This window comes from Nitrospira sp. (genome assembly GCA_024760545.1).
Lineage (GTDB): Bacteria > Nitrospirota > Nitrospiria > Nitrospirales > Nitrospiraceae > Nitrospira_D.
On the sequence record CP060501.1, the window covers coordinates 4,446,195 to 4,472,657 of the forward strand.

Genomic DNA, 26,463 nt, shown 5'->3' on the forward strand with positions numbered 1-26,463 from the left:
CGAAATAGCGGACCACTTGCAGCCACGTCTGGTTGCGTGTCATCGCGGGCGGGGACGTCAGACACAAGAATGGAGAGTTGCCCTACGAACCAGACGGGCTACGTGCCGGGTAGCCATTCGCTTTTTGCACAAGGTGCGAGTATCATCTAAAAAGTTCTCACATTTGTCGCGTGGCCAAGCCAACAATTGCTTGAGCCGCTTTAGGGGCGAGATCGTGTGGGATCTTCCTGAATGTACTCGAAAGTTAAAAACGTATATTAAAGTGGCATCCTTAGTCATAGGAATTGGCGGGGCCTTGTTCGTGTCAATCGCAATCGACAGCCATGTGCTTTGTAACAGTGATGACATGGAAAAGAGGTGACTGTATGATGCCATGGATTATCGAGCCGTTCTTGGTGGGAGCCATTCTCGGACTAACGTACATAGTTATATCTAAATGGCGGAGTTGGAGGGAGTAACTGGTAACAAAGGAATTCTCAGCAGAAGTGAATAGGTGCGAGAGTCTTATCGTAGCCTGGTAGCTCTCCCGATCCTTTCTGAAGAAATTGTCATTCCAGCAAATAGAGTGCGTTTCCTGCTAGGCCCGCGTTTCAACCCGAACTGTTCACCCCGTACCCATCTCATAATACCCGCTAATGCAAAGATCCATTGCCTTGTCTCCAGCCTGACACGCTCCAATATATTTCAGCGGGCGTCTTCCACTTTCCACGGTTGTCTCAATCAACGTGTTGCGGTACTCGTGTATAAGGTCCTATACGTTTAGAAACTTGGGCCCAGCAAGCTCTGCCCCAAACAGAAGAACATATAATTGCAGACATGACAGCATCAGTGGCATTCATTCCAGTTGTCGGTGTAGGAGAAGCCGCGTAGAAGGGCCAAAACGGCTGACGGCCCGTGAACACAAATAGTCGTTTGGTAATGGGTACGTTAGCAAATGCTGGATTCGTTTCCGCAAGCAGCCCCCATTGTTCATTCGGAATAGAAAGTGTTGAAAAGTCCTACCTACACACAAATATTGACGCCGAGCATGTAAGTATGTACATTTCCGTGCCCTATCCGTAGTATTTCGGCTAGAAACAGGAGAGATGACCATGAGTCACACAGGCAAATGCCCTCACTGCAATCAGGTTCTACAAAAGGTCAGTTTTGAGCAGCTTCCTATCCACCAGGGCAATCAGAAGAAATGGATCGGCGCAAGCATGGTCTGTCCTTTCTGTGAGAAGATTTTGAACGTTTCGGTTGATGCAATTGCGTTAAGGAACGACATCGTGAATCAAGTTGTCGATCACTTGAAGAGAGAAAAGTAGTACTGCCCAAGACTGCGGTCTCAAACCGTTGCAACAGGGGGCCACAAGTTGCAACCTACTGTACTACTCATCCCCTCGCCAGCCACCCAACCAAACCGGCGCACCCGTCCGCCCTCAGGGAAAGTGCTCCATTGCAACACCAGGATCAAAACCATACCGGATCATGCTGAGCATTTCCTCCATGCCAAAGGGCTTGCGAAGGGTGTGACGGGCTCCCAATAGCCTGGCAGTACTGAGCACACTCCGCTCACCGTCCATCCCAGAAACGGCAATGACCTTGGCGTTCAGAAATTCATGGGTGAGCTCGATGATCGTGACGAACTAGCCACTATGTGTTTTCCTAGTAGGATGCTCTCACCGCATAGAACTATTCTAAAGTAAGCAACCTGCGTTTAAGTCGTCGCAGGTCACGACGTGAGTTTGTGAAGGCTACTTGTTTCTGTCCAATCTGGGATGGATCAGATGGCTGTTCGGTGTCTAGACCAGTCTCACTAGAAAGGGGAGGATGTCATGAGAGGAAAGAACCTAGTAACAGTTGGATTCTTGTCGATGCTGGCTGCAACCCTAATCTTGAGCCCTTTCGACAGCTTCGCTGCTGACCCACAGGGAAACAAGGGGAGCACAAAGGAGAATGCGGCGTCCAAGAGCAGGAAGGAAGCGGGAAGTCAGGAGAGAGTGGATGTCATGGAGCAAGTCCCGAAGAAAGGGGCGCAGCCCGACAGCATGACACCCGGAAAGGAGAAAAGAAAGGATGTCATCGAGGATGTCGGCTCCAACGGTGATGTCTATCCATCCACCGGGGGGTCAACGAGAAAGGATGTCATCGATACGATCAGAAACTAGCACCAGAGTCTAAGGTTTATATAGTGAGCCCCTAAGGTCTTGCTGCGACGCCTAAGTGCGTTCAGGTTCTGACAGTACCAGCTGGACAAAGTGTTGCTGCGGGTGACCTGGACAAGGCCTATGTGACCGGCTAAGGCCATACGACGACGTTGCAGCGTACGCATTGAGGCGACAATCATGACCGAAAAGCAATGCGCCCATCCTCAGTGTAAATGTCCCGCTAAGGCGGGAAAAGAATTTTGCTCCGACGAATGCCGCACTGGCCGCACCGAGGGTAATGCGTGTGCCTGCAACCACCCGGGCTGTCGGACCGCCAAGTAAAGCTGGTGGTTTGGTTCTCGGAACGAGGGCAGAGCAGCAGGTCAGGTTGTCCCAAAAGCACGGCTGGGTGATATTGAATTGCTTGGCGAAGCTGGGAATGGCGAGGAGGCGGTCTAGTATTAATCAGCTACGCAACAGAGACACCCTGAATTCTGCGAGGAGCAGCAATGTTCGTCCTGTTGAAGTCCTACTTCAAAACACTCCCGGCCCTCCTCCTGCTCTTGACCCTCGGGTGCGTTACATCCATCCCCCCTGTCACTCCTGAACAGATCGCGAGAGCGGACTATGGCAAAGTCCCTGCTCGAACAATCTATCAGGAGGCCGTGAAGGATTATATGCAAGGTGTGCTGTTTGATCCGTACACCGCCTACTATCGATTCTTCGGAGAGCCACAGAAGGGGTACGTGCGCATCTCGGGGACGAAAAACCCTTCTCCGGTGTTTGGCTATCTTGTGCAGGTGGGCATCGATGCGAAGAATCTAAAGGGCAGCTACGTCGGCGAGCACCCGTATCGATTCTTTATCAAGAACGAAACCCTCTATCTGCTGAATTCGTCTGACAACGCCGAGGTCGTGCCGTAGAAACCGGCGAAGGCCTACCTCGCTTCCAGATTTACAATGGATCAATGAGTCTGAAGCTCAAGTCGTTCAATGCTGGGAAACCGCAGAAGAGGCTGTCGCGGCGAGATTAGCTAAACACAAAACAACATTGATTCACGCTGATGGAGTGAGACATGGAAACCTTATACAAAGGAAGAAAGATTTCCACTGCGGTGCGTCATATGGGAAGCAACTGGCTGCTCATCACGACTATCTGGCCAGCGGCATCGAACGAGACTGACGATCCGCAGGCGATACAGACGATTGGCGTACCCAGCCAATCTGAAAAGGAAGCCCATGCCAAAGCGCTCGAAACTGGACAGCGATTGATTGATGCTAATTGTATTTAGCCGTTGCCCCTTCCATTTTGGTGGGGGGATACCTAATGGACAACATCGTGAAGGAGGTCCCGACCTCTATCCCAATATCACAGAGGCGGTCAAAATGGAGGCGCATGGGAAGAGCTTCGCATCCCATCAGGAATGGCAATGGTTCCCTAACCCAGTATTACCACTCTGAAGCACCGGGTATATCAAGATGAAAGAACTCCTAATCAAGGTAAATGAACGGTTCCTATTTCCCTCTGACCGATTGTTAACGATCACCTAGGCTCGCCCATCTCCGGCGCTGTCTTCTCTATTAACTGAATCATATCGGGTCGCCTCTCCGGGACTTCACTCTCACTCAGCGGTCAGGCCTCCGGATTGACTCCATTACCGATTCTGGCAGAATGCTGCGTCGTTTATGCTCGGGAAAGGAGGCACCCAATGCAACTGGCGAAAGAAGTGAAAACATTCTCCGTAGCTTGTGAACACATTCTCGCCGCCATTGCCCAGCACAGAGCGCTCACGAAGGATGAGCCCTCATGATCGAATACTATTGCGTGGAGATACTCTCCAAGATCGCGCCATTCATGACCAAACCAGGATGATCATCCCGTCCGATTCGTTTAGAGCAATACGACCGAACATCAAATCTTGATCAATAGGTGTTGATCAATAGGAGGTTTGGAGAACATACGCTACGTGAAATTAGGGCACCGCTTACCCGCCTCGGTCTTTCATTCAAGCCATCTGAAGAACCAGTTGCTCACACTACGGTGAGCCGGCTAACCCCCTGAAGCAATATTGGTATACCGTCCATCCGTCATGGGGTGAGGCAATGCTTCAGTAGCTGAGACCATAAGACTTACTGTGCAGGACCGTCTTTGCACAGAGTGAGGAGCCGGTCTAACGCTCGCTTGCTCGTGTGCTATTCAAGTGAGGCCGCCACATCGAAGCATAAAGCTGCTTCCTCCATTATTGCGTTCAGGTGCATACCTGCATCGATACGGCCTAGGGGTATCCCTACTTCCTTGCGAATCTAGACTTATTCATAGATGGACTTGTCGCGGGTTGAATAGCTTTATTCCTTCATGACTTCATAAAGGCCCATGGTTCGAATCACGCATCCATTACTCGCCGGTGCTGGACAGTATCTAGCCGCCGCTTTTCTTGTTGCACTCGGGTTGAGCGCCTCTGGGTGTGGCGACTCGGCGTCCGTTAACCCAGCAGTGGAACTCAGCAGGCTGACCGTCAGCCCCGGCACACTTCAACCGGGGTTTAGCAGCGAAACAACCTCATACCGCGTCGATCTGACCAACGACATTACGACTGTGACCGTCACCGCCCAAGCGGCAGTCTCGGGCGATACCGTGACGATTAATGGTCACGCGACGACAAGTCGTACCATCACCCTCGATCCGGCCGGGCAAACGACCGTCGTCAATATTGTAGTTTCAGAATCACCCAATAATTCGAGAACCTATACTATCCGTCTGATCAGAGCAGGACTAGTTGGAAACAACTCATTACAGAGCTTGGGGGTTTCCTCTGGAGCACTGGCTCCCGCATTCGATGCGAACGTGCAAACCTATACCGTTAGTGTTGCCAACAACGTCGGAAGCCTCAATGTCACCTCCACACTGTCGGATCCTGCTGCAACGATGACCGTGAATGGACAGGCCGCGCTCTCTGGTCAAGCCCGTGCAATCACCCTGAATGACCCGGGCCAAAGCACGAGCATCACGATTATCGTGACAGCCCAGAACGGCAATGACAAAGCCTACCTGGTGATGGTGAGCCGTGGAGTGTCAAACAATAACAATTTGCAGAGTCTGACCATCTCACCGGGAGCGTTAACCCCCCCTTTCAGCGCCGGTACCGTCGGCTACACGATCAATGTGGCAAGTACCGTGAACAGCGTGACGGTAACCCCCAGCGTGCAAGATAGCGCAGCAAGCATGACCGTGAATGGCCAAGCCACGAACTCAGGTCAGGCTCGAGCCATTACGTTGAACGGGCCGGGAGCAAATACCTTTATCAATATCATCGTGAACTCTCAGAGCGGCCCCTCCAAAACCTATTCTGTGAACGTGCTGCGTGCCGCTCTCGTTGGGAACAACAACCTCTCAGCGTTGACAGTGTCGTCCGGTTCCTTATCTCCTGTCTTCAATTCCGGTACGGAAGACTACTCTGTGAGTGTGACACCCGATGTCACTACCGTCACGGTGACGCCTGCACTTCAAAATTCTAGTTCCACTATGACGGTGAACGGGACACCCACCACCTCTGGCCAGGCTCGCCCCGTTACATTGCGTGCAGCGGGGTTGAGTACCCTGATCAATATAGTGGTGACGGCGCAGAACGGAACTCAGAGGACCTATACGGTGGAAGTCGATCGTGCCGCATTGGGTGGGAACAACAACCTGTCGGCCTTGAGCGTATCTCCAGGCTCTTTGGCTCCTGCGTTTGTACCAAGCACTCTGACCTACACGGTGAACGTGGCAAACTCCGTCACCAGCGTGAATGTCGCTGCAACCAAAGCCGATGCCAATGCGGTGATATCTGAAGACGTGACAGCCGGAGCAGGAACAGCCACCGGCCAAGCAACCATACAACTCGGTGGGGAGGGGACAGCGACTCTTGTGTTGATCGCGGTCACTGCCTCGAATGGCAGCTCCAAGACGTACCGAATCACCGTGGCCCGAGCCTCGTCATCGAGCAACAACAACTTGTCAGCCCTATCTGTCTCGCCAGGGTCCTTAACGCCTTCCTTTGCAGCGGGCAGAGAGGACTACACCACAGATGTAGCCAGCGATGTCACGAGCATGAACCTTTCGGCTACGAAGGCCGACGCGAATGCCGTGCTGTCCGGCTCAGTGAGCGCCGGGACAGGGGTTTCCACAGGACAAGCCACCATTCCATTAAACGGAGCTGGAACCAGTACTTCTGTCTCCATCACGGTGACCGCTGCGAATGGCAGTTCGAAGACCTATTCCATCACCGTAAATCGTGCGGCCAATGGAGACGAGGACAATAATGGCGGCAACCGGGGGAACGGGAGTAACAGAGGAAATGGAGGAAACAATGGGAATGGAGGAAATAACGGAAATGGAAACAACAAAAATAAGGAAGATGACTAATGCAACTTGCTACGCATATATCCGACCAGCTCGGGCCATACACTCATGAGACTCTTCTCCCATTAACACGTTTCTTTCCATTTTCTGTAACAACGATCAGCAGGCATACGTACTGACATGGGTCGGTCTTCATCACCGTGACCACCTACGAAGCCGCTTTGATATAGGATGCTCGTTTCCAACCTGACCGCAGCCTGCCCTTTACCAAGACTTTGAGGCGCTGGAGCTCTTCAACCACGCGCTCCCACTCCTCTAATTTGTTCAAATCATCTTGGCAACTGGTGTCTGCGAGCCAGACTTGGAACAGGGCAAGGTTTGCGATCTGCTCCTGGTTTGTCGGTTGTGCAAGGATAGAGGGATCGTTATTGATGAGTCCTCTGAGATGGGGGCAAAGACTTCCGAGTTCTGCGAGCTCACACGAACAGCTCACAATGAGCTCTTTCTCCGTCCATTCTGCGTTCACCTCAGAGGGAAAATGCGAGGAGAACTCATCGACGCAATACAGGGACAGTTCCTGTTCATTCACAATTGCCGCTCGCTCTCTGCCAGGCGGTCATCTATTACAAGTGTTTATAAGGCAGTCTAAGATTGGACGGGTTGTACATCATGGGGTAGCCAGCGTGCAATAGAAAACGAGCAGGTATATTGCTATAGCCTGAGACTTTACTTAGGAACACTTATTGGCGCTGGATATGTTCTCACGCATATACATGCATATAAATACGTATGAACACGACACGCAGCATCAACTAGGAGAGTTGCTAGTTCAGAAGATACCCTTCCGAATGCATAACTAAGCCGGTCCTATAGCAATGCATCCATATTGACCGCCATCACGATCGCAGAAGAGCGGCTCTCTCATGACCTTACGTGATGAGATTCGGCATTTTATGGTCATATCGGAAACCTTGCTCGACGGCTCCATCAAAGCAGAGGACCTGACATACATCGAACTCGAACTTCTCCAGTATTATCTATGCAGGGTTGGCCAGAAGTTCACGACCCACCCTAAACTGACGCATTCGTCCTTGTGAGACAATGGCGATGTCCCATCGCAATCATTGCCGAGCGGGTCAATGGTCAGGGGAGAGTAACGTATATGAGCAATGTTCACCGCCAACGAGTTTGTGTCTGACGACACATCGAACATACTGTTCAGACTGAGCCACTACCAGCTTATGGCTGAGAGACGAAAAGATGGCCAATACTATCAGAGGCTTCTTCGGCATGCTCGCACACGCGGAACAAACAAAGTTCGAACTCGCAACCCTTAGGAAGGTTCCCACGATCGAGATGCAGGTCTACGATCACGTCGGCTTTCAGCCCACCAGCCATACCGACATGTCTCCGAATGGTTTCTTCGCGAGCCTCAAGCACGTACTTGGAATCGATCCATCGAGTCAGCCTCTGCCCCCAGAAGGCGTTCGGCGTGGCGGACCGGTCCTTGAGGTCCAAGCCGAGGAGCGTTACCTCAATGCGATTGCCGAGACGTTGGACCGATGCGGAGCGGAGGATATCTTCAGCTTCACGACAGCGGAGCGGATGGGTGGACAACAGGGGTAATTTAGCCAGAATCATGGCTGGCAGAGAACGGTGGGACCAAGTCGATAGTCAGGGGAAAGCTGCCATCCGTCATAGTACTGAGACTCTTTTAGGCTTCCAGCGCCAGGAGAAAGGGAAGGTGGTGTCGGCCCTGCCAAGACTCCCTCCCTGTTCAGTGTTCTCCCTAGTCGCGCTCAATGAGTCTGGATAGGTAATCTTTAACAGAGAGTTCAGCCAAGGCTGCCCCCTGGCTTGGCTTCACTACTATCTCTCTAGGAATCTCTCGCCTATGAATCGGCCCTGGTCCAAGATTCTTCATCTCCTCACGCACGGATTTTCGGTCTTGGCGCGCTACGTCCCTCCTGTCCCGTTGTACCATGTGCGCCCGAGTCGTGCCGTGAGTGTGGGGGACTGTGGTGTGCCAGAGCACTCGCATCGGACCAAGAAAGCGGCCGAGCGTTGTCAGCCAAAGCCTATCAATAGGACGGCTCGAATTGTTCCTACAAAGGAAGAGCAAGCCGCTGATGCCAGGCGTTTATTTGAAATGGTCTTATCCGGAGCGACATATTCACAGGCGGCGACGACGTTTGGTACGTCAATGACACTGTGTAGGAAGAGGTTCTTTAGATTGGCGCGCCTGACGGTTCGCAGGCGTTCACCGGCTCATCGATACGAACCACCGTTTGATGAGCAGCAGGTGGCGGTGATGAGGCGACACAAAGAAGCCTGGCTACAAGCCTATGACCAAGCAGTGGCACCCCTGTCGCTCTCTGAGTGTCAAAGGCCAGAAACTGTTTCGATCTGTCAACTCAAGTTGAGCTCCTATACTGAAACCTCCCTCAGAAATGCTGACATCACCACACTTGCTGACCTCCTCAATACGACCGAACATCAGATCTTAATCAATAGGAGGTTTGGGGAACATACGTTGCGTGAAATTAGGGCACTGCTTACCCGCCTCGGTCTTTCATTTAAGCCATCTGAAGAATCAGTTGCTCACACCACGGTGAGACGGCTAACCCCCTGAAGCAATATTGATATACCGTCCATGCGTCATGGGGTGGGACAATGCTTCAGTAGCTGAGACCATGAGGCTTACTGTGATGGACTGTCATTGCATAGAGTGAGGAGACGGTCTAAGGCACGTTTCCTGGTGAGTTCTTGAATGGAGGCCGCCGTATCGAAGAGATTTCCTTCCTCCTCAGTCGACAGAAGCGGGCGCTTGCTCGTCTTGAACATCTGTAATGTTCTGTCGACCAATTCATAGGCAGCCGCAAGATGTGGTTCAGCGGTGAAATCCCGAGGATATGTCTCCATATGGTCTTGAAACGTCGCTATTGCCCGCACTCTCGACGCGAGCAATTTCATCAATTGATTATGCCATAGGGCCTGTTTGACCGCATGGACAGCCTCATGAGGAACGACGGGCTTCGCGATGAAATCCAGCGCATCCCGTTGGAGGACCCGATAAGCCGATGTGCGGTCTCGCTCACCGGCAGTGACAAGAATGGGCGCGACGGAACCCTGGGCGGCTTTATATTTGAGGAATCGATACGCTTGCAGCAGAATGAGACTCATTGCCATGGTGTCGTACGATGCCAGGCCACTCTTCCGACATAGTTCCTCGACGGAAGTACAGATATCGACCATCACGTGCGGGAAGTGATCAGACAAGATGCGCGGGAAATGATCGAGGGTATGAGGATCGGTGTCAGCGAGGATAATCGTATGGCGGAACATCTGTGTGCCCTAGGAACAAGTGACTCCCATCATCGGTTGCGATCCCTGCGCTGTTCAGTAATGAAAAGAAGCCGGCTTCCTTGAAGACTCCTCTGTCAAGCCAACAAATTTTAAGCGTAGGTAATATTCCAAGACAATTAGAGAGAAACCTCAAGGAGAAGTCTGGAGGCTGGCTGATGGGTGAACGAGAATTGCAGATAGCGCCGCTGACAGATAATGGAAGTTAGAGATCTCACGTCGGCTAATTCGCAATAGTTCTCAAGGACTAGCGGCGATGGACGCAACGAGAATAGTCAGGAGCATGCAAGACGTGGTCATCTCTCGCTCTTGTGTTATCTAACCGATGAGCCAGGAATCTTGCCATCTATGATGAGCTGGCCATAGGCGATGCACTGGGCCGTGGCTTCTTCGAATGTCGTATATCGACCAGTCCTCACGAAATGACGGCTATCCTCCTCGTCCTTCGTTGACCAGGAAATGAAGACATTCAATTCCCACATTCCCGTATCCACGAGTAGCCGAGGTGCGGGCTGAATAGTATAGCCTTTGTAAGTCACGGCTGGGTTTTCGGAATAGCAGGTGAGTCAGGACAATTTCTGGGCGGTCCGATCATTGGTAGGAGACCGGTCCTCTGTATGAACCGGTGAGGGCTTCCAACACGCACTATCCAGATACCAGGTTCCTGTTTGTTTACAGCGGACACAGTACGTTTGGAACATGTTTGGAGGGAGAAACGTATTCTGGGTTTTCTCTTGGCAGACCGCGCACAGGAGGAAGCAGGTATTCGAGAAAAAGAGTGCGTCGATTTTCATCGAAGCGACCTCTTGCGGCCTGCTCGTCAGTCACGCTTAGCGAAGACCGCGAACTGGGGAAAATTGTAGCAAATCGTAAAACTACTTACAGGGTCATCAACCCCATGAATTCCATTGGCAGGCATTGAGGCCCCCCGTAAGTCATGGATGATGCTTCAAAATCCTGGACTGTGTTGTCGAGAAGGAAGGCGTGAAACCAACATGGGCAAGCTCGCTCGGCCATCGAATAGCTCACTGTGCAGCCCAGAGGGTTAGACCTGCAATGCACTGGTTTTATCAGCCGATTAGGCTGGCTCCTCATGTCCATCCAGCAATTCTCGCGCTCAAAGTGTCTCATTTCAGGATTGGAGCATTTCAATCTGGTAACCGATAATAAGCAAGATTTTCTCTCTGCCCACATTTATCACACGCGCCCGTTAGGCTGATCGGCCGAAGCTGGCGGATAGTCGCCCAGTAGAATAGCATCTCATTTTTCGTCTTGGGTCTTAACAATGATAACAGGCCAGCGCATCTCGAACAGTATTTGATCGTCGTCATAATGCTGCCCTCCTGTCGCAGTGCAGTTCGCGGCAGTTATTTTCTGACAGAGAGGACAAGTTCTAATACTAGGAAGAACACTAGGCTGGTGATCAAGGGCACATATGGGCGGACCCGGATCGAAGGGGTGACCCGCGGCTTATGAGGTAGCGGTACAAGAGCAAAGCACAAAGGGTTACGGCTGCATGTCCTGGGCAAGACGGAAGCCGACATTGAGGCCCCGATGACTGGCATAGAGCCAGATGCGGATTGAGGTACGCAAAAACCCTGGCGTGAGGTACCAGGATCCACCCCGAAGCACGCGCGCGCCGCAATGACCACCATGCGCCTCTAACCATGCCGTGCCATCTTCTGGCGCCCCATCATAGGCTGAATGCGCACAATCCTCGACCCATTCCCACACGTTCCCACTCAGGTCATGGAGCCCGAAACTGTTCTGCAGCTTCGTGCCGATCTCCGCCGTGCGACTTCCTGAATTGTCCGTAAAAATGGCGTACGCCCCAACCTGCGATTCCTCAGAGGTGCCTGCCCATTGTTCCTCCTTATCGCCGCTGCGTGCCGCATATTCCCATTCCGATTCCGTCGGCAGTCGATAGCGTGTGCCCGTTTGGGCGGACAGCCATGCCGCATAGGCTTTTGCATCCTCCCAAGAGACGTTCATGACCGGGTGAGAGCCGCGTCCCCACCCCTGGTCTTCCGGCAAATGTCGTCCTGTGGCGATCGCAAACCGGTCGTATTCGTCAAAGGTCACTTCATATTTTCCGAGCTTAAAGGGCTTGATCGTCACTGGATGAACCGGGTTGCGCCATGATTCGCCTAACTTCTCCACATCACCCATCTGAAAAGAACCGGCTGCAATCTGCACCATCTGAGGCGGCACAAGGATACTGACAAAGAACGATTGAAGCTTGAGCGCGGCCTGATCGATGGTATAGCCCTTCTGCCAGAGCCACGACGTGCCCAGCACGAGCAGCACCATGGCAGCAAGGGCAGCGTTGAGGACCTGGCGTACCCGTCGGTTCGTGGGCAAATACTTCTTCATCGCTTCGGTGAGACCGATCTCAGTTCGGCCATACTCGCGATCTTCCTGGGCCAACGCAAGGCCATAGTGCCAGAACCGCCCCTCTCCACTCCTTTCTTCCCTGTGCGTACAATCGAGATGATGAAGCTTGGAGAGAAGAAACAGAACTTTTCGATCACCTGAGGCGAGGATGCAGAAGCAGCTGAGTCCTAAGTCGCTGGTTTAGTTGGTGGCGGTGGACCGCAGCAAAAATTACTTTGGCCCAGAAACACAGGTGATTTTCCAACCTGAAGTGAATGCCGCCTGAATGTACTCCCTCGCAGCTTACCACACCGGTGAATTTGGCGGCAAGGAAACCCGTCCAGCGAATGACACATTACTCTTTCCCTAAGGCCCAGCGGGGCAGTTGACCTGCGGCTTCACCATCCTATTTCTGACAGATTGGTTTTGATGCTATGCGCGCCGAGTTCTATATAGGCTTTCATCTGTGCTTTCTCAAATATTTGATGAAACGTACTCAGTTGGGGAAAAGGCGACGGACATGCAATCAGATCCCCTTTAAGGCAGGGTTCCACTCGATGAGCGCGTATAAATTTCACCAGTTCATCAGGATATTCCTTCTCAAGTGACCTGTCACAATCACGTCGGGAGGTGTTTCCAAAACGGCACGAACGGCTTCATTGACATTCTGGGCTTTACAAACCTGATAGCCTGCGCCTCAAAATTCATCATGGAGAAGAGTACGCATATCTCCATCGCCCTCGACAATCAGCACAATCGTCCTGTTAACCATAATTGTCTCTCTGTGAGTGACGCCACGGCCGTAGCGAGCCTACGATACGCTCGAAATCCATACGAGTAAGCTCCAGCAAGAGAAGTGCCACTAATGCGAATGTGTTCCTGAGGTAAAATGCAGGTAAAAACCTCCTCATCCCCTCATTGTGGGTGCCTTTTGCAACACTGGTCGAGAGTGGCCTGTCGCATTAGTCCCCCCAAATGAGTGTGCGGCGTATCAAACGGAGGCGACTAGAGAGACCCATATTACATGGTGAGTCGTTCTCGCGGTTCCAAGTGCGAACTGAGAACTATAGCTAACTGGCAGACGGTGCAGTTCCAGCCTCTGTGAGCGGCTCTAACTGACACTTCACTAAATTACAATTAGCGTACTCTATCAGTCCGGCCTCAAGATTTCCTCTTGAGGTTGTTATCGAATGGCCTTGAAATATTACCTACGCTTAAAATGTCCTGGCGTGACAGAACAGCACTCACACCACCGAGAAGCAAGTGATCCGACGCGACGACAAAATGTCGAATCTCTGTTACCCTTCCCATGCTCAGGTCCAAGTGATCGGTTTATCGGTGAATACGGGAGGGGAAGCCTTCAATGCCATCACGACTGCGGGAGCTCGGACGTTATTGACGAAAGAAGCTGCTGTGGAGCAGCTGCATGGCGTCATCCAGCAAGCGATGCAGGTATCCGTCAATTAACGTACAGAATAAGGAGAAAGGTCTGTGGTGATTCCACTTGCTGGATCAAAGCGAGATAATGCACAGCTACAGCAAAAAATGGGACCCGTACAGCTATCGGATAGAGGGGGCATGGGGGGGCTTCAATACTCGTTTGCAGCGGGCTATCCAAATTGTTGCTAAATTCATGGGCCGAATCAGGGTAACCATTTGTGTAACCTTCCCTTCCATGTATGACTGCGTGAGCTATCGTTGCTCGTTATAATATTTTAAATGGATAGATGGCTTTTCGACTCTGACATCCTGGCGTGCTGCAGCATCCTAGACTGAAAGGAAGGCATCATTGTTCGCCCTTTGTGCAACACCAAAAAATCTCGCATGACGCTCCTTGGGGCCAGAATTGCTCCATACACCCTTCAAGGAACAACATAAGCCAGGATTTCCAGGTTGGAAATCCTTGATATAAACCATACACGGCTGAGACCGGTGCATGGTGAGCGCGTTGGGTATGCGACGCGATCCAGCTGTAACACGGAAATCCTGGTTGCCATGCAAATACCCACATCGAGATGGGCTTAAGGAGATGTATACGATGTCGCCCCCCTCACAATCTAGTGCCGTGCTTGTGGCGATCCACACCCCTCATGTAACCGGAGAGCAATTAGAAAGTTCTCTTCAAGAGCTCACACGTCTTGTGAAAACCCTCGGGTACCATGTCGTCGGCCAAGTCAGACAAAAACGCTGTTCTGATAAATTCGCGACGGTCCTGGGTCGTGGAAAACTCGCCGAATTGGCGCTGTGGACGGGTGGTTCGGGTAAAGTCGCGACTTCGTTTGCAAGACCCACGCACAAAGCGGCCTTGAAGCGCGAGGCGGCGGCATCTGAGGCAGACGAGGAGTTAGAGGAAGGCGAATTGGATGACACGATCGACACCTCATCCAGTCCTCGCCAACAGGCGCAGATCGTCATTGTGGACGGTGATCTGTCACCGTCACAATTGAAAAGTCTTGAAAGTGCCGCCGGAGTGCCTGTGCTCGATCGTACCGGTGTCATTATTGAAATTTTTAGCCGACATGCGCGTACACGAGCGGCCCGACTCCAGGTGGAACTCGCGAGGCTCACTTATCTCGCGCCACGTGTGCGTGAAACCGGTAGCGGCAGCGAACGGCAAAGCGGGGGGATCGGAAGCAAAGGGGCAGGAGAGACGAGTCTTGAGCTCGATAAGCGCAGAATACGGGATCGCATGAAAGAAGTACGAGCTGAATTGGCGTCGATCGGGGACGAACATCGCACGCACCGCGCAAGGCGGGTCCGCGAATTGACAGTTGCGCTCGTCGGTTACACGAATGCCGGCAAATCTTCGCTCATGCGAGCGATGACGGGAAGCGAGGTGCTCGTGGCTGACAAGCTGTTTGCCACACTCGATACCACTATCCGGCCTCTGTATCCCGAAACGTGTCCGAAGGTGCTCCTGACCGATACGGTGGGCTTTATCAAAAAGCTCCCGCACGACCTGGTGGCGTCGTTTAAGTCGACGCTTGATGAAGCGGCCAGTGCCTCGCTGTTGCTGTTTGTCGTCGATGCCTCAGATCCGTCCTTTCGATCCCAGCTCGACGTCACGCGGAAGGTGTTAGCCGAAGTGGGAGCCTCGAGTGTTCCCAGTCTCTTGGTGATGAATAAACAGGATCGTCTCGGACCGGGAGAAATCGCCTCGCTGAAGGCGGAATACCCCGACGCCGTTTTTCTCTCCACAAGAAGCAAGGACGATGTGAAGGAGTTACGTGAACGCATCATGACGTACTTTGAGAGCGACATGATCGACGAGGAGCTGTGTATTCCCTTTACGGCTCAAGCGGTCCTTGGAGAGATCAGAGTTCGGATGCGTATCTTGTCCGAAGAATATTCCGCTGAGGGACTCAAGATACGGGTGCGATCGACCCCTGCGAACCTTGCGTTGATCAAAAAGAAGCTCACGCGGTGAGCCGCGGATGTCTGACGATTCCAGCTACGGTATTGGGGTGGTCAAATCCACCACGGAAGAAAGACACGCTACGTAGACCCCGCGTGTTCTCTTTACGGAGAAACTTGCCCAAAGTCCCTTAAATTTCCAGAGAAGAGCTGAGCCCGTCAAACAGGCGAACTCCGCTGCTAGAGCGATTTACAATACATCTAACTAGAGCTGATGTGAAAGTATCTGCAAGGCGAGACAGGTCTAGTATGCGAAACGACTCGCAAGTCCATCACGTCTGCATGAACCACAATGCGTGAAAAGATATGACTCATGGAAAGATCGCGATACTCCTGAAAGATGCCTCCCAGACCGGCCGCGAACGTGACAGGGTTGAAGTTTGTGGTCCGATAGTTGAGTTTAATAAGAGTAACTATTCCCATTTTGGCAGCTCTAGTCTTCGCGGCTGCCGCGGATTGTGACACCGTTTGATGGAACCAAAGATGTCCCCTCGCGGCTGATGAATCGCGAGACTCACCTCTCGAACCAAAAACCACATCCTTAGGTCGCTGCTGAGTGGGGCCTGTAGACATGTCCTGTCGAGATGGCGGCTACTGCCTGCTTTACTTTTGCATGGAAAGTTTTTAGAGTTTACTGGCCTAGGAGATGGCATGTGGCACACTCCGGCCTTTCGGCTCTCTTACTTTCTCGACACTCCGCCCTGAACCTGTTCGGCTTCTTGACATAACGTCAATTGGTTTCGACCTTAAAAGTTTCCCTAATTTTTGTCACCACGCCCGTGAAACTTTAGTCCGAAAGGACCGTCATGGCAGCTTCGCAACTGAATATCACATCGAACACGCCGCTCGGCGCCACTCTAGTGCCGGGCGGCGCTACTTTCCGCACCTGGGCACCGACTGCGCTGGAGGTATACATCGCCCTGGGACACCTGACCGGCACCGCGCCTGGTGCTTTCCCCAAAAATCCAGGCGACTTACTCGTGAAAGACGCCCATGGCTATTGGGCTGGCTTTGTTCCCGGCATCAAGGACGGCGACCTGTACCGCTTCTATGTGGTCGGAACCGGGAGCGAGGGTTTCAAGCGCGATCCGTATGCGCGCGAGCTGGAGTGTAACGGATATCCCGACTGCAATTGCATTGTGCGCGACCCTGCCGACTACCCCTGGCATGACCGTGCGTTCCGTCCGCCCGGCTTCAACGATCTCATCATCTACCAGTTTCACATCGGCGTGTTTTACGCGACGGATGCTGCCGGCAACGACCTCCGCCCCCACCGCATCTGCAAGATTCTTGACGTAGTGGATCGCATCGAATATTTTGCAGACCTTGGTGTGAACGCAGTCATGCCGCTGCCGTTTCAGGAATATCAGGGGGAGAACAGCCTGGGCTATAATGGCACCGATCTGTTTTCGCCCGAGATGGATTACGCCGTGCCGGCGGCGGATCTCGCGCCCTATCTCGGTCGCGTCAATCGCCTGCTCGCGGCAAAAGGATGCGATCCGCTGTCCTCCGCTCAACTGACCGGTCAGATCAATCAGTTCAAAGCATTTATAGACCTCTGCCATCTCTACGGCATCGCAGTACTCGCAGACGTCGTCTATAACCATGCCGGCGGCGGGTTCGACGATCAAAGTATCAAATTCTTTGACCGGCAGCCTGAAACGACCGATAACAACAGCCTGTACTTCACCGATCAGGATCACGCCGGTGGACGTGTCTTCGCGTTCTGGAAACGGGAGGTCCGGCAATTCCTGATTGATAACGGCAAGTTTCTGCTCCAGGAGTATCACGTGGATGGCCTCCGTTACGATCAGGTCACGGTGATTGCGGAAAGTGGCGGCTGGTACTTTGCCCAGGACCTCACGAACACCCTGCGCTTCATGAAGCCTACTGCCGCACAGATCGCTGAATACTGGGGTGGGGAACGCTGGAAAGGTGTCGCCGTCCCGCCGTATGGCATGGGCTTTGACATCGGCTACAGCGACATGCTTCGCGACAGCTTGCGCGCGGTCATCGACGAAAGCACAGGCGGCCGGGATGCCTACATCAATCTCAATCCCTTGCGCGATGCCCTGTACCTCACGCACAAAGACCCGGGCCGTTGGACCGTGTTTCAATGCATCGAGAACCATGACCTGTTGTACTATGATCACCAAGGCCGCGACCGTCAACCGCGTATCGCGGCTCTCGCGGACCCAACCAACACGCGATCCTGGTATGCGCGCAGTCGGTCTAAAGTCGCGACCGGTTTATTGCTGACCGCTCCAGGTGTGCCGATGATCTTCATGGGTCAGGAATTTCTCGAGGACAAATACTGGACGGACTGGCCCGGGCGGCCCGAGTTGTTGATCTGGTGGGCTGGTCTCGAAGGCCAAGACAAACACATGTCGGATCACCATCGCTTCACGCGCGACCTTCTGTGGCTGCGGCGCAAGCATCCGGCGCTGCGCGGCGAGGGGATCAACGTGTTCCACATGCACAATGAGAACCGCGTGATCGCGATGCACCGCTGGCTGCCCGGCATCGGGCGCGACGTGGTCGTCGTGGCGAGCCTGAACGAGCATACGTTTTACAATTATAGTTACCACATCGGGTTTCCCGGCGGGGGGCACTGGAACGAAGTCTTCAACAGTGACGTGTACGACCAGTGGTTCAATCCCAATGCCCAGGGCAACCCCGGTGGCGTCAGTGCCAATGGGCCGGCGTGGGACGGCATGCCAACCTCGGGAGGGATCACGTTGCCTGCGAACAGCCTCCTAGTGTTCGCACGCGATGGGGGGGATTTCTGAAAGGGAAGCCTGTAGCACCTAAGACTGGATGAGGTTCTAATCAACGGTGACACCGTCATTGTTTGCTACCACGCTGCTACCATGACGGGACAACCCAGGCCCATTAGGCCCCACCTCGGAAGCATCCTCTGTTGTCCGAGGTTGGATTATCGGAAATTCGTACACCACAGACAAGCTGTAACCGAGACCTATCATGGTGATAGGTGTCTTCACTCAGGAAGGGTTAGACCTCTTTCGGAAGTCCTTTTTAAAAAGTGTGGCCGATCTGCGCAGGTTAGCGACTACCAACCAGAGTAATACTCAGACGCGTCTGCAAGAGGTGGAGCGGGAGATCAGTCATATCATGGAGGCGATCAAGCAAGGCATCTTCACGCCGACGACAAGACAAGCCCTAGAACAGGCGGAAGCTGAGAGAGAATGCCTGCAGAAGTCGCTGAACCCCTCGCACAAACCTAACGGTACTTTACCTGCTGTGTTGCCAGACCTGGCCGCGTGGTTCAAGCGGTCCATCGGGGATCTTGCCAACTTGGGGCCGCATCAGGTGGACAAGGCCCGGGGAATCATCAAGGATCTGGTGGGCGGGTCCGTCACGCTGAAGCCAACCGAAACCAGTCAAGGGCACGCGCTGGCTGCCATAATGAAGCCAGACTACATGGGATTGGCCAGGCAGCTGGTTGGTCCCAAAATAATTTTGGTGGCGGTGGACCGCTTTAAGCATTATTTTATAGCCTCGCGCCTCAGGGTTCCCCTCCGGATCGACGGAATCAAAGCAGCAACACATTTACATAGATGATCCGACCACAGGTTTCCAGGTAGGTTCCCCTATATTCTGTTGGCCAGTTATCATTCTGTTTAGTGAGTTGTGCATGTAATACGTGAAAGGCAAACCTTGACGCTGCAAATGAAAATGGCTACATTTTCATGCTCGCCTGGCCGTTTTTAACGTTGGCCAACCTTGACGCGGTTCTCGACTGTATTTCTGGGCCCATGATTTCAGCTTCATTCATCGGACCCCCTGTTATTATGTCGGCCATGAGAAACAAATCATTAATCGGTTGAAGAGAGCCAAGTAGCGGGTAAAGAATGAAACGTTTCAGTATATTTATCCTTGGAGCTTTGGGAATCGTTCTAATGCTTGGGTTGTTTGGCAACACTCCTTCAGCCAATACAGAAGACGCATGCGATGGCCCTCGGAATCCCCAACATCAACCCGGAAGACATTGCCTTGGCGATCAGCCAGAATGAAATTGTCCTTGGTAATGGTCGGCGCGACCATGGCATAGGTGTCTCCAGTTGGAGTCACGAGAGCCTTTGGGGCCAGATGTTCCATCTTCTGCAACTTCATCAAGGTATTTGCTTTCTTCTGTAGGTCGTCCGAAGAAATCACCGTGCCGCCAAGCTCGGTCCGCAAGGGCTCGGGATTGCCCGTGGTGGCAAGGGTCACCAAGGCGTCCGAAGCCTTTCCTGTAACGGACGCCGGTAAGTCTGCCGCATAACCGGGTGCCGCGAAAGCGAGCATCAGCGCTGCCATGGAGGCGTTCAGAATCGTCTGCGAGTCATTCTTGGTCAGTGTCTGTGTCATGGTTGATCCCCTTTGGTTAGCGACCCATTGGTCGTGGCGATGTTCTCTAGTGAGAAGGACTTATTGTCTGAGCCCTCTTTCCTTCTGCGAATCAGCGGGAGGCGAGGACCTGTCTCATCCGGCTACGCAGGCTGTAGTCTGTACCTTCGCCAAAACCTTACAAGGTGCATAGTGTATGACGAATCAGAGAGAGGAGGTGTGCTCGCCAGGGCTGGGATCCTCCCTGATTCAGTCCCGAACCGCGAGGAATAGTCACGATCAGCTCATCAATAACGTGCGGGTTAGTCGCAGAAGACTTAGGAACTGAAGGGGATGATCCGACAGCAGAATTGGAAGAGGCTATGCCTAATGAGGTGCCGAGACGAGCAAGCTTGGCTTGATACCTCCGATACGAATTGAACCTATACCAGCAGTTTAGGAAACCTTGTCCACCTGATCCACACAAACTGCCCGATCCATTTTTCGGGCTAGCATATTATCCACCGCATAAGGACCAGCCCCCCCGACTACCAATACGGCTAGACAGACGAGATACAGTAGATCAGTTTCATACCCTGGTTGCCCGAATTGCGCTCTGCCGTCGATAACGGATTGAAGTTTGATGGAGCTGAATCCATAGGGCCAATGAACTGTGACGGCCGCCACGATTAGAATAGCTGCCATTGGTATGCTCCAGAATAGCACACAGGTCCCTAATACCATACACAGACCGCCTAATAGTTGGACAATGATCGTGGCCCACCCCATGAGTTGAGGCATGGGAATGCCAATACTGGTCAGTATGCCGATGAACTGCTCTGGTCCTCTAGTGAACTTGGCGTATCCATGAGCCATGAAGCCATAGCCAACAATTAACCGCAGGAGAAGCGGTGTCCAAGGACGCAATACATTTTGGAACGTGTGATACAAATCGGTCGTCCTGACTAGCATATGGACTTGCTCTTTCTTTCCTCCTGATGTGTTATCGATGTCCTCTTTGTTTAGTCGATCATGTCATGCAATTCTTACAGCAGTATCAATTGTCCCCCCTCGACAGGCAGACCCTGCTCGGGCACAAGCATGGGTTCCCATATTCGGTTTGCAACACTAGGACAAAAAAGAGGGATATCGGTCACTAGCATAGGAGTAGCACCGTTTACTCCTAGGAAGGTCTTGCCCCTTCCTGGTAGCAGCACGATAGAAAGCAGAAAATGATGGATCGTCGCCTCCTTCACTGAGATCATAGGTTGCTCGATCGGATAAAGGCCCACATGACGAAGATTCTCGTTATAGACGATGATGCCCGCGACCGGGACCTCCTCATGGTCGTCCTCGAGGAAAAAGGCTATGAAGTTATGTGGGCAGACAATGGGGGGGCAGGGTTGATGGTATGTCACCAGCGAACTCCTGATGCGGTCGTGTTGGACCTCAACATGCCTGGAATAGACGGCCTCAGCCTCCTGCGACAATTGCGGATACTACACCCCAACCTCCCTGTCGTCGTGTTTAGTGGACGCAGCACAGAGGAGGTGGAGGAAGAGATGCTGAACCAGGGCGCCACGGCCTTTATTCAGAAGGCCTTTTCCCTGGATCTCCTGGGGGCGGCATTGCGGGAGGTCCTACCGTCCCCCACGCGAGCTGACCGCTGAATCGCCAAACTCCTGGTGCGGCGTGGTAGCGGAATTTTAAGGGACGCGGCATCTATGGCCAAAATCTTGGTAATTGACGATCAACAGAGCGTCCGTAGCTTTGTTCGAATAGTCTTAGAAGGAGAGGGCCATGAGATCACGGAGGCGTGTAATGGCCGTGAGGGCTTGTACGCCTATCAACAAGTTCCAGCGGACTTAGTCATTGCCGATATCCGTATGCCAGAGATGAATGGGTTGGACCTGATCCTTGCATTGACCCGCTGCTTTTTGTACGTGAAAGTCATTGCCATGAGTGGCGAGTCGGATGCAGTCGACACGCTCTCGAAAGCCAAATTATTAGGCGCCCGGCATGTCCTTCAGAAGCCATTCAACCTTGAGAGGTTCCTCAGTCTCGTGCGATACGAACTCGCCCACTAACGACAGTATCTCTACTGATGGGTCAATCGTTCTACCCTCGTCAAGCGGCGTGAATCTTCCACGTCTAGAAGCGTACGATGTCTTCTCCAGTAGAATGCTCTTAGGCATCGGTAGGATGAGCCGAGCGGCTTAGAATTGGTGAAACGCGCCTGCAGGAGCATCAATCTGGTAGCCGATAAAAGGCAAGATTCTCTCTCTGCCCACATTTATCACACGTACCCGTCAGGCTTAGCGGACGAAGCTGACGGACAGCTGCCCACTTGAATAGAATTTCCTTTTCCGTCGTGGGTCTGAATACCGATAACAGGCCAGCGCATCTTGAACAGTATTTGCTCGTCGTCACAATTCCGCTCCCCCGCTATTGCGCAGTTCGCGGGCATCACTTTTTGACAGATAGGATTAACGCTTCATACTCGGAGGAACCCTAGGAGGGCATCTAAACTTTTGTCCTCGCAACCAACTGTGTCACGCGTCGTGACGCTGCTCTCTAGAACGCTGAGAACCCTTCGCTGGGGTATTACGAGATCAGTTGATAGATGACTGAGGAATATCTGAATCGATTTCCCCTTGGGCGATCTCCAAGGCGGCGGCTTCCGCCTCATCACGAGTCGAAAAGCTGCCTTTAGGCTAGCCTGTCACATTGGCTGCCCGCATGGGTCCGAATCCGATGATTGTGTACTGACAGATCCAGGTTCCATCGTCTTGCTGACCGGACCTCAGCTTGATCGCCCGACCATTATAGTTCGATTCCGTCACGGTCGGTTTCCCGAGAGGGTGGACCTGCGCAACAGTGTCTGCGGTTGCTGAGCGTGAATCGATGATAGTGATAGCTAGCAAAAGAGCTGCTGCTCTGGCTGCGTTTGGGGATGGAAAGCTGTCGTCTGTAAAGCCGGTGGTGTACGGCGATTCGGTGTGGACCATGTCAATTACGACATACTCACCAACCCAGGTTTCTTCATCCTCTTGATTTGGCGTCAACAGAATCTGGCAGCCTTTATAGGTCTCCGTGGTTGGACGGGTGTTGGGGTCCTCCTGCCTAGGGCCACTCATGTTGAGTGTCATATTCACACTGTTCCCCATTGAGAGCAATCGGGGCATCTACGTGTCCGCGTGTACTAGTCGTGCCCGCTCGATTTGGACACGTGTTAGGGCAGCGGTGGGCGCGAATCGAGGACACGCTCTCCTTCACCCAGAGCAGCAGCTTCGGCCTCTTCGCGAGTCCTGTAGCTACAATCCGCATGCCCCTTGTTTCCCTCCACGACGGTTTCGGTATAGTCACTAATCACATAGTAACCAGTCCATCGCCCATCCGCTTGTTGCTTCGCAATCGTCTCAAGCTGGCGTCCTCTGTATTGCAGCATTGATGGTGCCTCCTGGCTGAGTGCATCTCACCGCTCAGTAGGTGATCAGTCTCTCCGATAATGATGATCGGCCCTGTACTTCCATTCTTGAGCTGGCGAGTTCCCTGGTTCACGATGGGACTATGAAGGCTAATTTAGAGGGGCGTCCAGCAAGCACACACGGAATGTTTCGTCAGCTCTGATGAGATTCGCTTGGATCTCATCGCTGTTTCCCGCCTATGTGTTGTCCCAGTAGTGAACTCCCTCAGGGTTGGCTACGATACATCAGCAAGTTCAGGAGAACGAATGTGGATCAAACCGAATACAAAGAAGAGGATTACATGACGATGCGTCAAACGTGCATTTATATATTGATGGCGAGTGGAATATTCCTATTCACGAGCGGCACCTTACAGGCCCAGTCAGGCGGTGGTTCTTCGCTAGGGGGGGCGCCAACTATTGGAAGTGGGACAGGAAAACTCGGTGAATCAGGGAACGCGATGAACCAAAATCGGCACCACGATAGTACACCGTCGGGTCCGATGGGAGAAGGACGCCCTGAGAGTACAAGACCCGGACAAGGGAAGGAGTCACCGCTTGGAGTGCCCGATTCAAGTGGAGGTAGTCCGCGAGTTCCAGGCGCCTCCGGACCAGGGGCTGGCGCTGGCAGTATCGGATCGGGTGGAAGCATGGGATCGGGTGGAGGTATGGGTTCATCTGGTGGTGCGGGAGGCGGCGGCAAATAGGCTCGTTCATTGAGTAGTCATCAAGGCGGTCGAGGAGACTTACTCGTAGCCTCTCCGACCCTTGTTGGTTATCTGCGGCCAATTCGTCATTGAGGTCGCAAAAGACATCAGGCTTTATGTGGTATCTCTTAATCGTCCTTATTACGTCACCCCCGGTTTTCGATGCTGGAACCGTCTTGAAGAGCTTCGCAACGGTCGAGGAGTGTCAGCCCGCGCGGGATCGTGTGGGGTTTGAACTGGCTGAGAGCTATCCTTATGAGAATGACTTCAGCGTGGTGTGCGACTTCCGAGCCTCCCCCAAGATACTGACACGGCACGGGCAGCGTGAACATGAACTGTATTCACGACAAGAAAATCAATCAGAAGAAGTCAGCGAGTAAGACTACTCCCGCTGTGCATGAAGCCTATAAGCGGCTCGCGGAAGCAGCAGAAACGTTTGTCAACCGTGCGCCTCGGCAAAAGCGAATCGAGACGGAACGCTCGGCACTCTTCGAGGCGCTGCATGATGCTCAACTCGTCTTGTCTGTGGCTGGATTGGCAAAGAAAAGCGACAGGGATACATCGAATCGAAAGAAGTCAGCACAGAACATCAGAGTGCTTGAAGACAACTTGAAGTAAGTCAAGGCTGACCTTGCGAAGTCTCAGGACGCCCTTGAACAGCTGAATTCGCTCATCAAGCCAGTGGCAACAATGCTCGACGAACTGAGGGACAACACCCCCAAAGCCCAATCAGTCTTACAGACGGCGCTGAAGTCTCCGGCGCGTGTGTAGCTATTCAGAAACTCTCGATAGAACGTACACCTCCCTATAACGTCCCTTACTAGAAAACACTCCACCCAAGTCGGCGCACCCCTCACCCGCAATGGGCTTGAGACTCCTTTTGGCTTTGCAACAATATCAAACATGTCGCTCGCTATGCACTGGATCCAGGCGGGTTGTTGACTCGGCTGGTATTTCTATCCACGTTATTCCCCAACAGATCGGTCGCTTGCCTGAGCGCGTCTCGTTCAGCTTCGTCCCGCGTGGGATAGGAAATGGTGCGAAACGACTGTTCGGAGGAATTGTCGTCAACTCCACATGACACGGTGCCCTGGACCATCCATTTTCCATGCTCCATCGATTGAAAGGAAAGCTTCACCCGGCAGCCTGCCACCCTGATATCCTTGATATCGTCCGTAGTTTCAGGAACGTGAGTCATAATCGCAGCTCGCCTGTTGTCTGGCAGTGACGTCCCTTCCGGCGGAGCGGGACTATGAACCCTCACACGACGGATGCCGTCCAGCCAGCTGCTCATGTTCTAATTCGGATTGCAGTCAGCCGAGGCATGTTCAGTTCGGCGATCCGTCCCTCGGTTCGCGCGAATCCACAGGGCATGATTCAGATGGTCAACGTTTGCCGTCATGCGGTCGCCTTTGTTCACAGGAACCTTCTCCGTGGTCTCGTCGGGCAGCACGCTGACTTCTTTGCCATCTTCATCTTTCAAGATATAGGTTGTCCCGTCTATGCGTAGTACGTCACCAATAATCAGATGGCTCTTCCGCACCGCATTTTGTTCGGCCTGCATGACGTTTTTCCCAGGCGTGATGTCACATGGGGCGGCTAGCGTTTGCTTACCTTGAGATGCTGCGCAGCCGGTTTGCAGCAGAATGGCTAATCCTAGGAGCAGGATACTTGGAGCTCGAACATTGGTTGGAATCGAAATCATGATACCTCCTGATGATATGATTGGCCTCAAGTAGAGCAGTACCTGCGCACGAGATGTATGAGCTGGGAAGACTCCTAGGTATAGAAATCTGCAGAACCTGTGCTGCTCACACCATACACACCGCCTCCAATAGGTCGGCTAGCTACGCCCCTGGGAGGAACAGATAGAGGCCAATTACAATGATGGGAGCTGCGATAAGCATAGCTTTTTTCCCGAAGGCATCATTGACGCCGTAAAGTAAGATCCCCCCAATGATTGTAAAATAAATGAATCCAATTCCCCGATACGATCCATGAGCAGCTTCCTCTGCCCACGCGAGTGTGGGTCCAAGAGTCGAGAATGCAATCAAGAGGCTGAGTACGCGGTTCATAGCATCTCCCTCCTTTCGTTTATAGAACATGTCCTCTCACAATGGTTCACCACATCCTGTGTTCCGAAGCATGGCTCCATCATATCGTGTGGTAACGGTGGGCCTACCAGGAAAGACCCGAGAGCCTCTGCTCGCAGTAAGAATTGAGGGAAGGGGAGTGGTGCTTGGAGGAAGTGTCAAGCCTCACAGGACTCCTAATCCAGAGTTCTCCCTAGTCGCGCTCAATGCCTCTGAATAGGTAATCTTACATAGAGTCCAGTTCAGGC

The 26,463-nt window shown here is 52.8% G+C and carries 26 protein-coding genes; 15 read left to right on the forward strand and 11 right to left on the reverse strand.

Going from position 1 to position 26,463, the window contains the following annotated elements; genetic code table 11:
- Positions 1–1,091: 1,091 nt before the first annotated feature.
- The 5 genes from H8K03_21195 (at position 1,092) to H8K03_21215 (ending at position 6,533) form a co-directional block, all read left to right on the forward strand.
- Complete coding sequence (locus H8K03_21195; protein UVT20251.1) at positions 1,092–1,307, forward strand: hypothetical protein; 216 nt, start codon at positions 1,092–1,094, stop codon at positions 1,305–1,307.
- Between the two features lie 510 nt (positions 1,308–1,817).
- Positions 1,818–2,150 (forward strand): hypothetical protein, encoded by a 333-nt coding sequence (locus H8K03_21200; GenBank protein UVT20252.1) that lies wholly within the window; start codon positions 1,818–1,820, stop codon positions 2,148–2,150.
- 488 nt (positions 2,151–2,638) lie between these two features.
- Positions 2,639–3,052: a hypothetical protein gene (locus H8K03_21205; protein ID UVT20253.1), complete on the forward strand. Its 414-nt coding sequence runs from the start codon at positions 2,639–2,641 to the stop codon at positions 3,050–3,052.
- Between the two features lie 152 nt (positions 3,053–3,204).
- A complete protein-coding gene (locus tag H8K03_21210; protein UVT20254.1) occupies positions 3,205–3,420 on the forward strand; it encodes a hypothetical protein in 216 nt (71 codons plus the stop codon).
- Positions 3,421–4,502: 1,082 nt separating this feature from the next.
- Positions 4,503–6,533 carry a cadherin-like beta sandwich domain-containing protein gene (locus H8K03_21215; protein ID UVT20255.1) on the forward strand — a complete coding sequence of 677 codons (2,031 nt, stop codon included), beginning with the start codon at positions 4,503–4,505 and terminating at the stop codon, positions 6,531–6,533.
- A gap of 145 nt (positions 6,534–6,678) precedes the next feature.
- On the opposite strand, the gene H8K03_21220 is transcribed toward H8K03_21215, so the two are convergent.
- Positions 6,679–7,059, reverse strand: a complete 381-nt coding sequence (locus H8K03_21220) for a hypothetical protein (GenBank protein ID UVT20256.1) — start codon at positions 7,057–7,059, stop codon at positions 6,679–6,681.
- Positions 7,060–7,730: 671 nt separating this feature from the next.
- On the opposite strand from H8K03_21220, the gene H8K03_21225 reads away from it, so the two are divergent.
- Positions 7,731–8,096, forward strand: a complete 366-nt coding sequence (locus H8K03_21225; protein UVT20257.1) for a hypothetical protein — start codon at positions 7,731–7,733, stop codon at positions 8,094–8,096.
- A 607-nt stretch (positions 8,097–8,703) separates the two neighbouring features.
- Positions 8,704–9,102 (forward strand): hypothetical protein, encoded by a 399-nt coding sequence (locus H8K03_21230; protein UVT20258.1) that lies wholly within the window; start codon positions 8,704–8,706, stop codon positions 9,100–9,102.
- A gap of 68 nt (positions 9,103–9,170) precedes the next feature.
- On the opposite strand, the gene H8K03_21235 is transcribed toward H8K03_21230, so the two are convergent.
- From H8K03_21235 to H8K03_21245, 3 genes are all read right to left on the reverse strand, one after another.
- The gene (locus H8K03_21235) at positions 9,171–9,815 is read right to left on the reverse strand and encodes a hypothetical protein (GenBank protein ID UVT20259.1); all 645 of its coding nucleotides are present in this window, start codon (positions 9,813–9,815) and stop codon (positions 9,171–9,173) included.
- A gap of 332 nt (positions 9,816–10,147) precedes the next feature.
- Positions 10,148–10,372 carry a hypothetical protein gene (locus H8K03_21240; GenBank protein ID UVT20260.1) on the reverse strand — a complete coding sequence of 75 codons (225 nt, stop codon included), beginning with the start codon at positions 10,370–10,372 and terminating at the stop codon, positions 10,148–10,150.
- A gap of 967 nt (positions 10,373–11,339) precedes the next feature.
- Positions 11,340–12,260, reverse strand: a complete 921-nt coding sequence (locus H8K03_21245; GenBank protein ID UVT20261.1) for a formylglycine-generating enzyme family protein — start codon at positions 12,258–12,260, stop codon at positions 11,340–11,342.
- A 1,209-nt stretch (positions 12,261–13,469) separates the two neighbouring features.
- Between H8K03_21245 and H8K03_21250 the strand changes: the two genes are divergently transcribed.
- From H8K03_21250 to H8K03_21265, 4 genes are all read left to right on the forward strand, one after another.
- Complete coding sequence (locus H8K03_21250; GenBank protein ID UVT20262.1) at positions 13,470–13,673, forward strand: hypothetical protein; 204 nt, start codon at positions 13,470–13,472, stop codon at positions 13,671–13,673.
- A gap of 571 nt (positions 13,674–14,244) precedes the next feature.
- Positions 14,245–15,633 (forward strand): GTPase HflX, encoded by a 1,389-nt coding sequence (gene hflX, locus H8K03_21255; GenBank protein ID UVT20263.1) that lies wholly within the window; start codon positions 14,245–14,247, stop codon positions 15,631–15,633.
- 793 nt (positions 15,634–16,426) lie between these two features.
- Positions 16,427–18,409 carry an alpha amylase C-terminal domain-containing protein gene (locus H8K03_21260; protein UVT20264.1) on the forward strand — a complete coding sequence of 661 codons (1,983 nt, stop codon included), beginning with the start codon at positions 16,427–16,429 and terminating at the stop codon, positions 18,407–18,409.
- A gap of 193 nt (positions 18,410–18,602) precedes the next feature.
- A complete protein-coding gene (locus tag H8K03_21265; GenBank protein ID UVT20265.1) occupies positions 18,603–19,202 on the forward strand; it encodes a hypothetical protein in 600 nt (199 codons plus the stop codon).
- A 309-nt stretch (positions 19,203–19,511) separates the two neighbouring features.
- On the opposite strand, the gene H8K03_21270 is transcribed toward H8K03_21265, so the two are convergent.
- Positions 19,512–19,991: a hypothetical protein gene (locus tag H8K03_21270; GenBank protein UVT20266.1), complete on the reverse strand. Its 480-nt coding sequence runs from the start codon at positions 19,989–19,991 to the stop codon at positions 19,512–19,514.
- A 414-nt stretch (positions 19,992–20,405) separates the two neighbouring features.
- Positions 20,406–20,921 (reverse strand): DoxX family protein, encoded by a 516-nt coding sequence (locus H8K03_21275; GenBank protein ID UVT20267.1) that lies wholly within the window; start codon positions 20,919–20,921, stop codon positions 20,406–20,408.
- Between the two features lie 320 nt (positions 20,922–21,241).
- Here H8K03_21275 and H8K03_21280 point away from each other — a divergent pair, with 320 nt between their 5' ends.
- Both H8K03_21280 and H8K03_21285 read left to right on the forward strand, forming a co-directional pair.
- The gene (locus H8K03_21280) at positions 21,242–21,619 is read left to right on the forward strand and encodes a response regulator (protein UVT20268.1); all 378 of its coding nucleotides are present in this window, start codon (positions 21,242–21,244) and stop codon (positions 21,617–21,619) included.
- 54 nt (positions 21,620–21,673) lie between these two features.
- On the forward strand, positions 21,674–22,036 hold the full coding sequence (locus H8K03_21285) for a response regulator (protein UVT20269.1): 363 nt from the start codon (positions 21,674–21,676) through the stop codon (positions 22,034–22,036).
- 627 nt (positions 22,037–22,663) lie between these two features.
- Here H8K03_21285 and H8K03_21290 read toward each other — a convergent pair.
- The gene (locus tag H8K03_21290; protein UVT20270.1) at positions 22,664–23,086 is read right to left on the reverse strand and encodes a hypothetical protein; all 423 of its coding nucleotides are present in this window, start codon (positions 23,084–23,086) and stop codon (positions 22,664–22,666) included.
- Positions 23,087–23,181: 95 nt separating this feature from the next.
- A complete protein-coding gene (locus tag H8K03_21295; protein ID UVT20271.1) occupies positions 23,182–23,397 on the reverse strand; it encodes a hypothetical protein in 216 nt (71 codons plus the stop codon).
- A 576-nt stretch (positions 23,398–23,973) separates the two neighbouring features.
- Between H8K03_21295 and H8K03_21300 the strand changes: the two genes are divergently transcribed.
- Together H8K03_21300 and H8K03_21305 are read left to right on the forward strand one after the other, a co-directional pair.
- A complete protein-coding gene (locus H8K03_21300) occupies positions 23,974–24,135 on the forward strand; it encodes a hypothetical protein (GenBank protein ID UVT20272.1) in 162 nt (53 codons plus the stop codon).
- 317 nt (positions 24,136–24,452) lie between these two features.
- The gene (locus tag H8K03_21305) at positions 24,453–24,740 is read left to right on the forward strand and encodes a hypothetical protein (GenBank protein UVT20273.1); all 288 of its coding nucleotides are present in this window, start codon (positions 24,453–24,455) and stop codon (positions 24,738–24,740) included.
- A gap of 295 nt (positions 24,741–25,035) precedes the next feature.
- On the opposite strand, the gene H8K03_21310 is transcribed toward H8K03_21305, so the two are convergent.
- The 3 genes from H8K03_21310 to H8K03_21320 form a co-directional block, all read right to left on the reverse strand.
- Positions 25,036–25,416 carry a hypothetical protein gene (locus H8K03_21310; protein ID UVT20274.1) on the reverse strand — a complete coding sequence of 127 codons (381 nt, stop codon included), beginning with the start codon at positions 25,414–25,416 and terminating at the stop codon, positions 25,036–25,038.
- Positions 25,417–25,419: 3 nt separating this feature from the next.
- On the reverse strand, positions 25,420–25,827 hold the full coding sequence (locus H8K03_21315) for a hypothetical protein (protein ID UVT20275.1): 408 nt from the start codon (positions 25,825–25,827) through the stop codon (positions 25,420–25,422).
- Between the two features lie 142 nt (positions 25,828–25,969).
- A complete protein-coding gene (locus H8K03_21320; GenBank protein UVT20276.1) occupies positions 25,970–26,197 on the reverse strand; it encodes a hypothetical protein in 228 nt (75 codons plus the stop codon).
- Between the last annotated feature and the right edge of the window lie 266 nt (positions 26,198–26,463).

Excerpts from the sequence above, each read along its gene's own strand:
- H8K03_21195 (UVT20251.1), top strand. The coding sequence starts at position 1,092 with ATGAGTCACACAGGCAAATGCCCTCACTGCAATCAGGTTCTACAAAAG.
- H8K03_21200 (UVT20252.1), top strand. The coding sequence starts at position 1,818 with ATGAGAGGAAAGAACCTAGTAACAGTTGGATTCTTGTCGATGCTGGCT.
- H8K03_21205 (UVT20253.1), top strand. The coding sequence starts at position 2,639 with ATGTTCGTCCTGTTGAAGTCCTACTTCAAAACACTCCCGGCCCTCCTC.
- H8K03_21210 (UVT20254.1), top strand. The coding sequence starts at position 3,205 with ATGGAAACCTTATACAAAGGAAGAAAGATTTCCACTGCGGTGCGTCAT.
- H8K03_21215 (UVT20255.1), top strand. The coding sequence starts at position 4,503 with ATGGTTCGAATCACGCATCCATTACTCGCCGGTGCTGGACAGTATCTA.
- H8K03_21225 (UVT20257.1), top strand. The coding sequence starts at position 7,731 with ATGGCCAATACTATCAGAGGCTTCTTCGGCATGCTCGCACACGCGGAA.
- H8K03_21235 (UVT20259.1), bottom strand. The coding sequence starts at position 9,815 with ATGTTCCGCCATACGATTATCCTCGCTGACACCGATCCTCATACCCTC.
- hflX (UVT20263.1), top strand. The coding sequence starts at position 14,245 with ATGTCGCCCCCCTCACAATCTAGTGCCGTGCTTGTGGCGATCCACACC.
- H8K03_21260 (UVT20264.1), top strand. The coding sequence starts at position 16,427 with ATGGCAGCTTCGCAACTGAATATCACATCGAACACGCCGCTCGGCGCC.
- H8K03_21265 (UVT20265.1), top strand. The coding sequence starts at position 18,603 with ATGGTGATAGGTGTCTTCACTCAGGAAGGGTTAGACCTCTTTCGGAAG.
- H8K03_21270 (UVT20266.1), bottom strand. The coding sequence starts at position 19,991 with ATGACACAGACACTGACCAAGAATGACTCGCAGACGATTCTGAACGCC.
- H8K03_21275 (UVT20267.1), bottom strand. The coding sequence starts at position 20,921 with ATGCTAGTCAGGACGACCGATTTGTATCACACGTTCCAAAATGTATTG.
- H8K03_21280 (UVT20268.1), top strand. The coding sequence starts at position 21,242 with ATGACGAAGATTCTCGTTATAGACGATGATGCCCGCGACCGGGACCTC.
- H8K03_21285 (UVT20269.1), top strand. The coding sequence starts at position 21,674 with ATGGCCAAAATCTTGGTAATTGACGATCAACAGAGCGTCCGTAGCTTT.
- H8K03_21290 (UVT20270.1), bottom strand. The coding sequence starts at position 23,086 with ATGAGTGGCCCTAGGCAGGAGGACCCCAACACCCGTCCAACCACGGAG.
- H8K03_21295 (UVT20271.1), bottom strand. The coding sequence starts at position 23,397 with ATGCTGCAATACAGAGGACGCCAGCTTGAGACGATTGCGAAGCAACAA.
- H8K03_21305 (UVT20273.1), top strand. The coding sequence starts at position 24,453 with ATGAACTGTATTCACGACAAGAAAATCAATCAGAAGAAGTCAGCGAGT.
- H8K03_21310 (UVT20274.1), bottom strand. The coding sequence starts at position 25,416 with ATGAGCAGCTGGCTGGACGGCATCCGTCGTGTGAGGGTTCATAGTCCC.
- H8K03_21315 (UVT20275.1), bottom strand. The coding sequence starts at position 25,827 with ATGATTTCGATTCCAACCAATGTTCGAGCTCCAAGTATCCTGCTCCTA.
- H8K03_21320 (UVT20276.1), bottom strand. The coding sequence starts at position 26,197 with ATGAACCGCGTACTCAGCCTCTTGATTGCATTCTCGACTCTTGGACCC.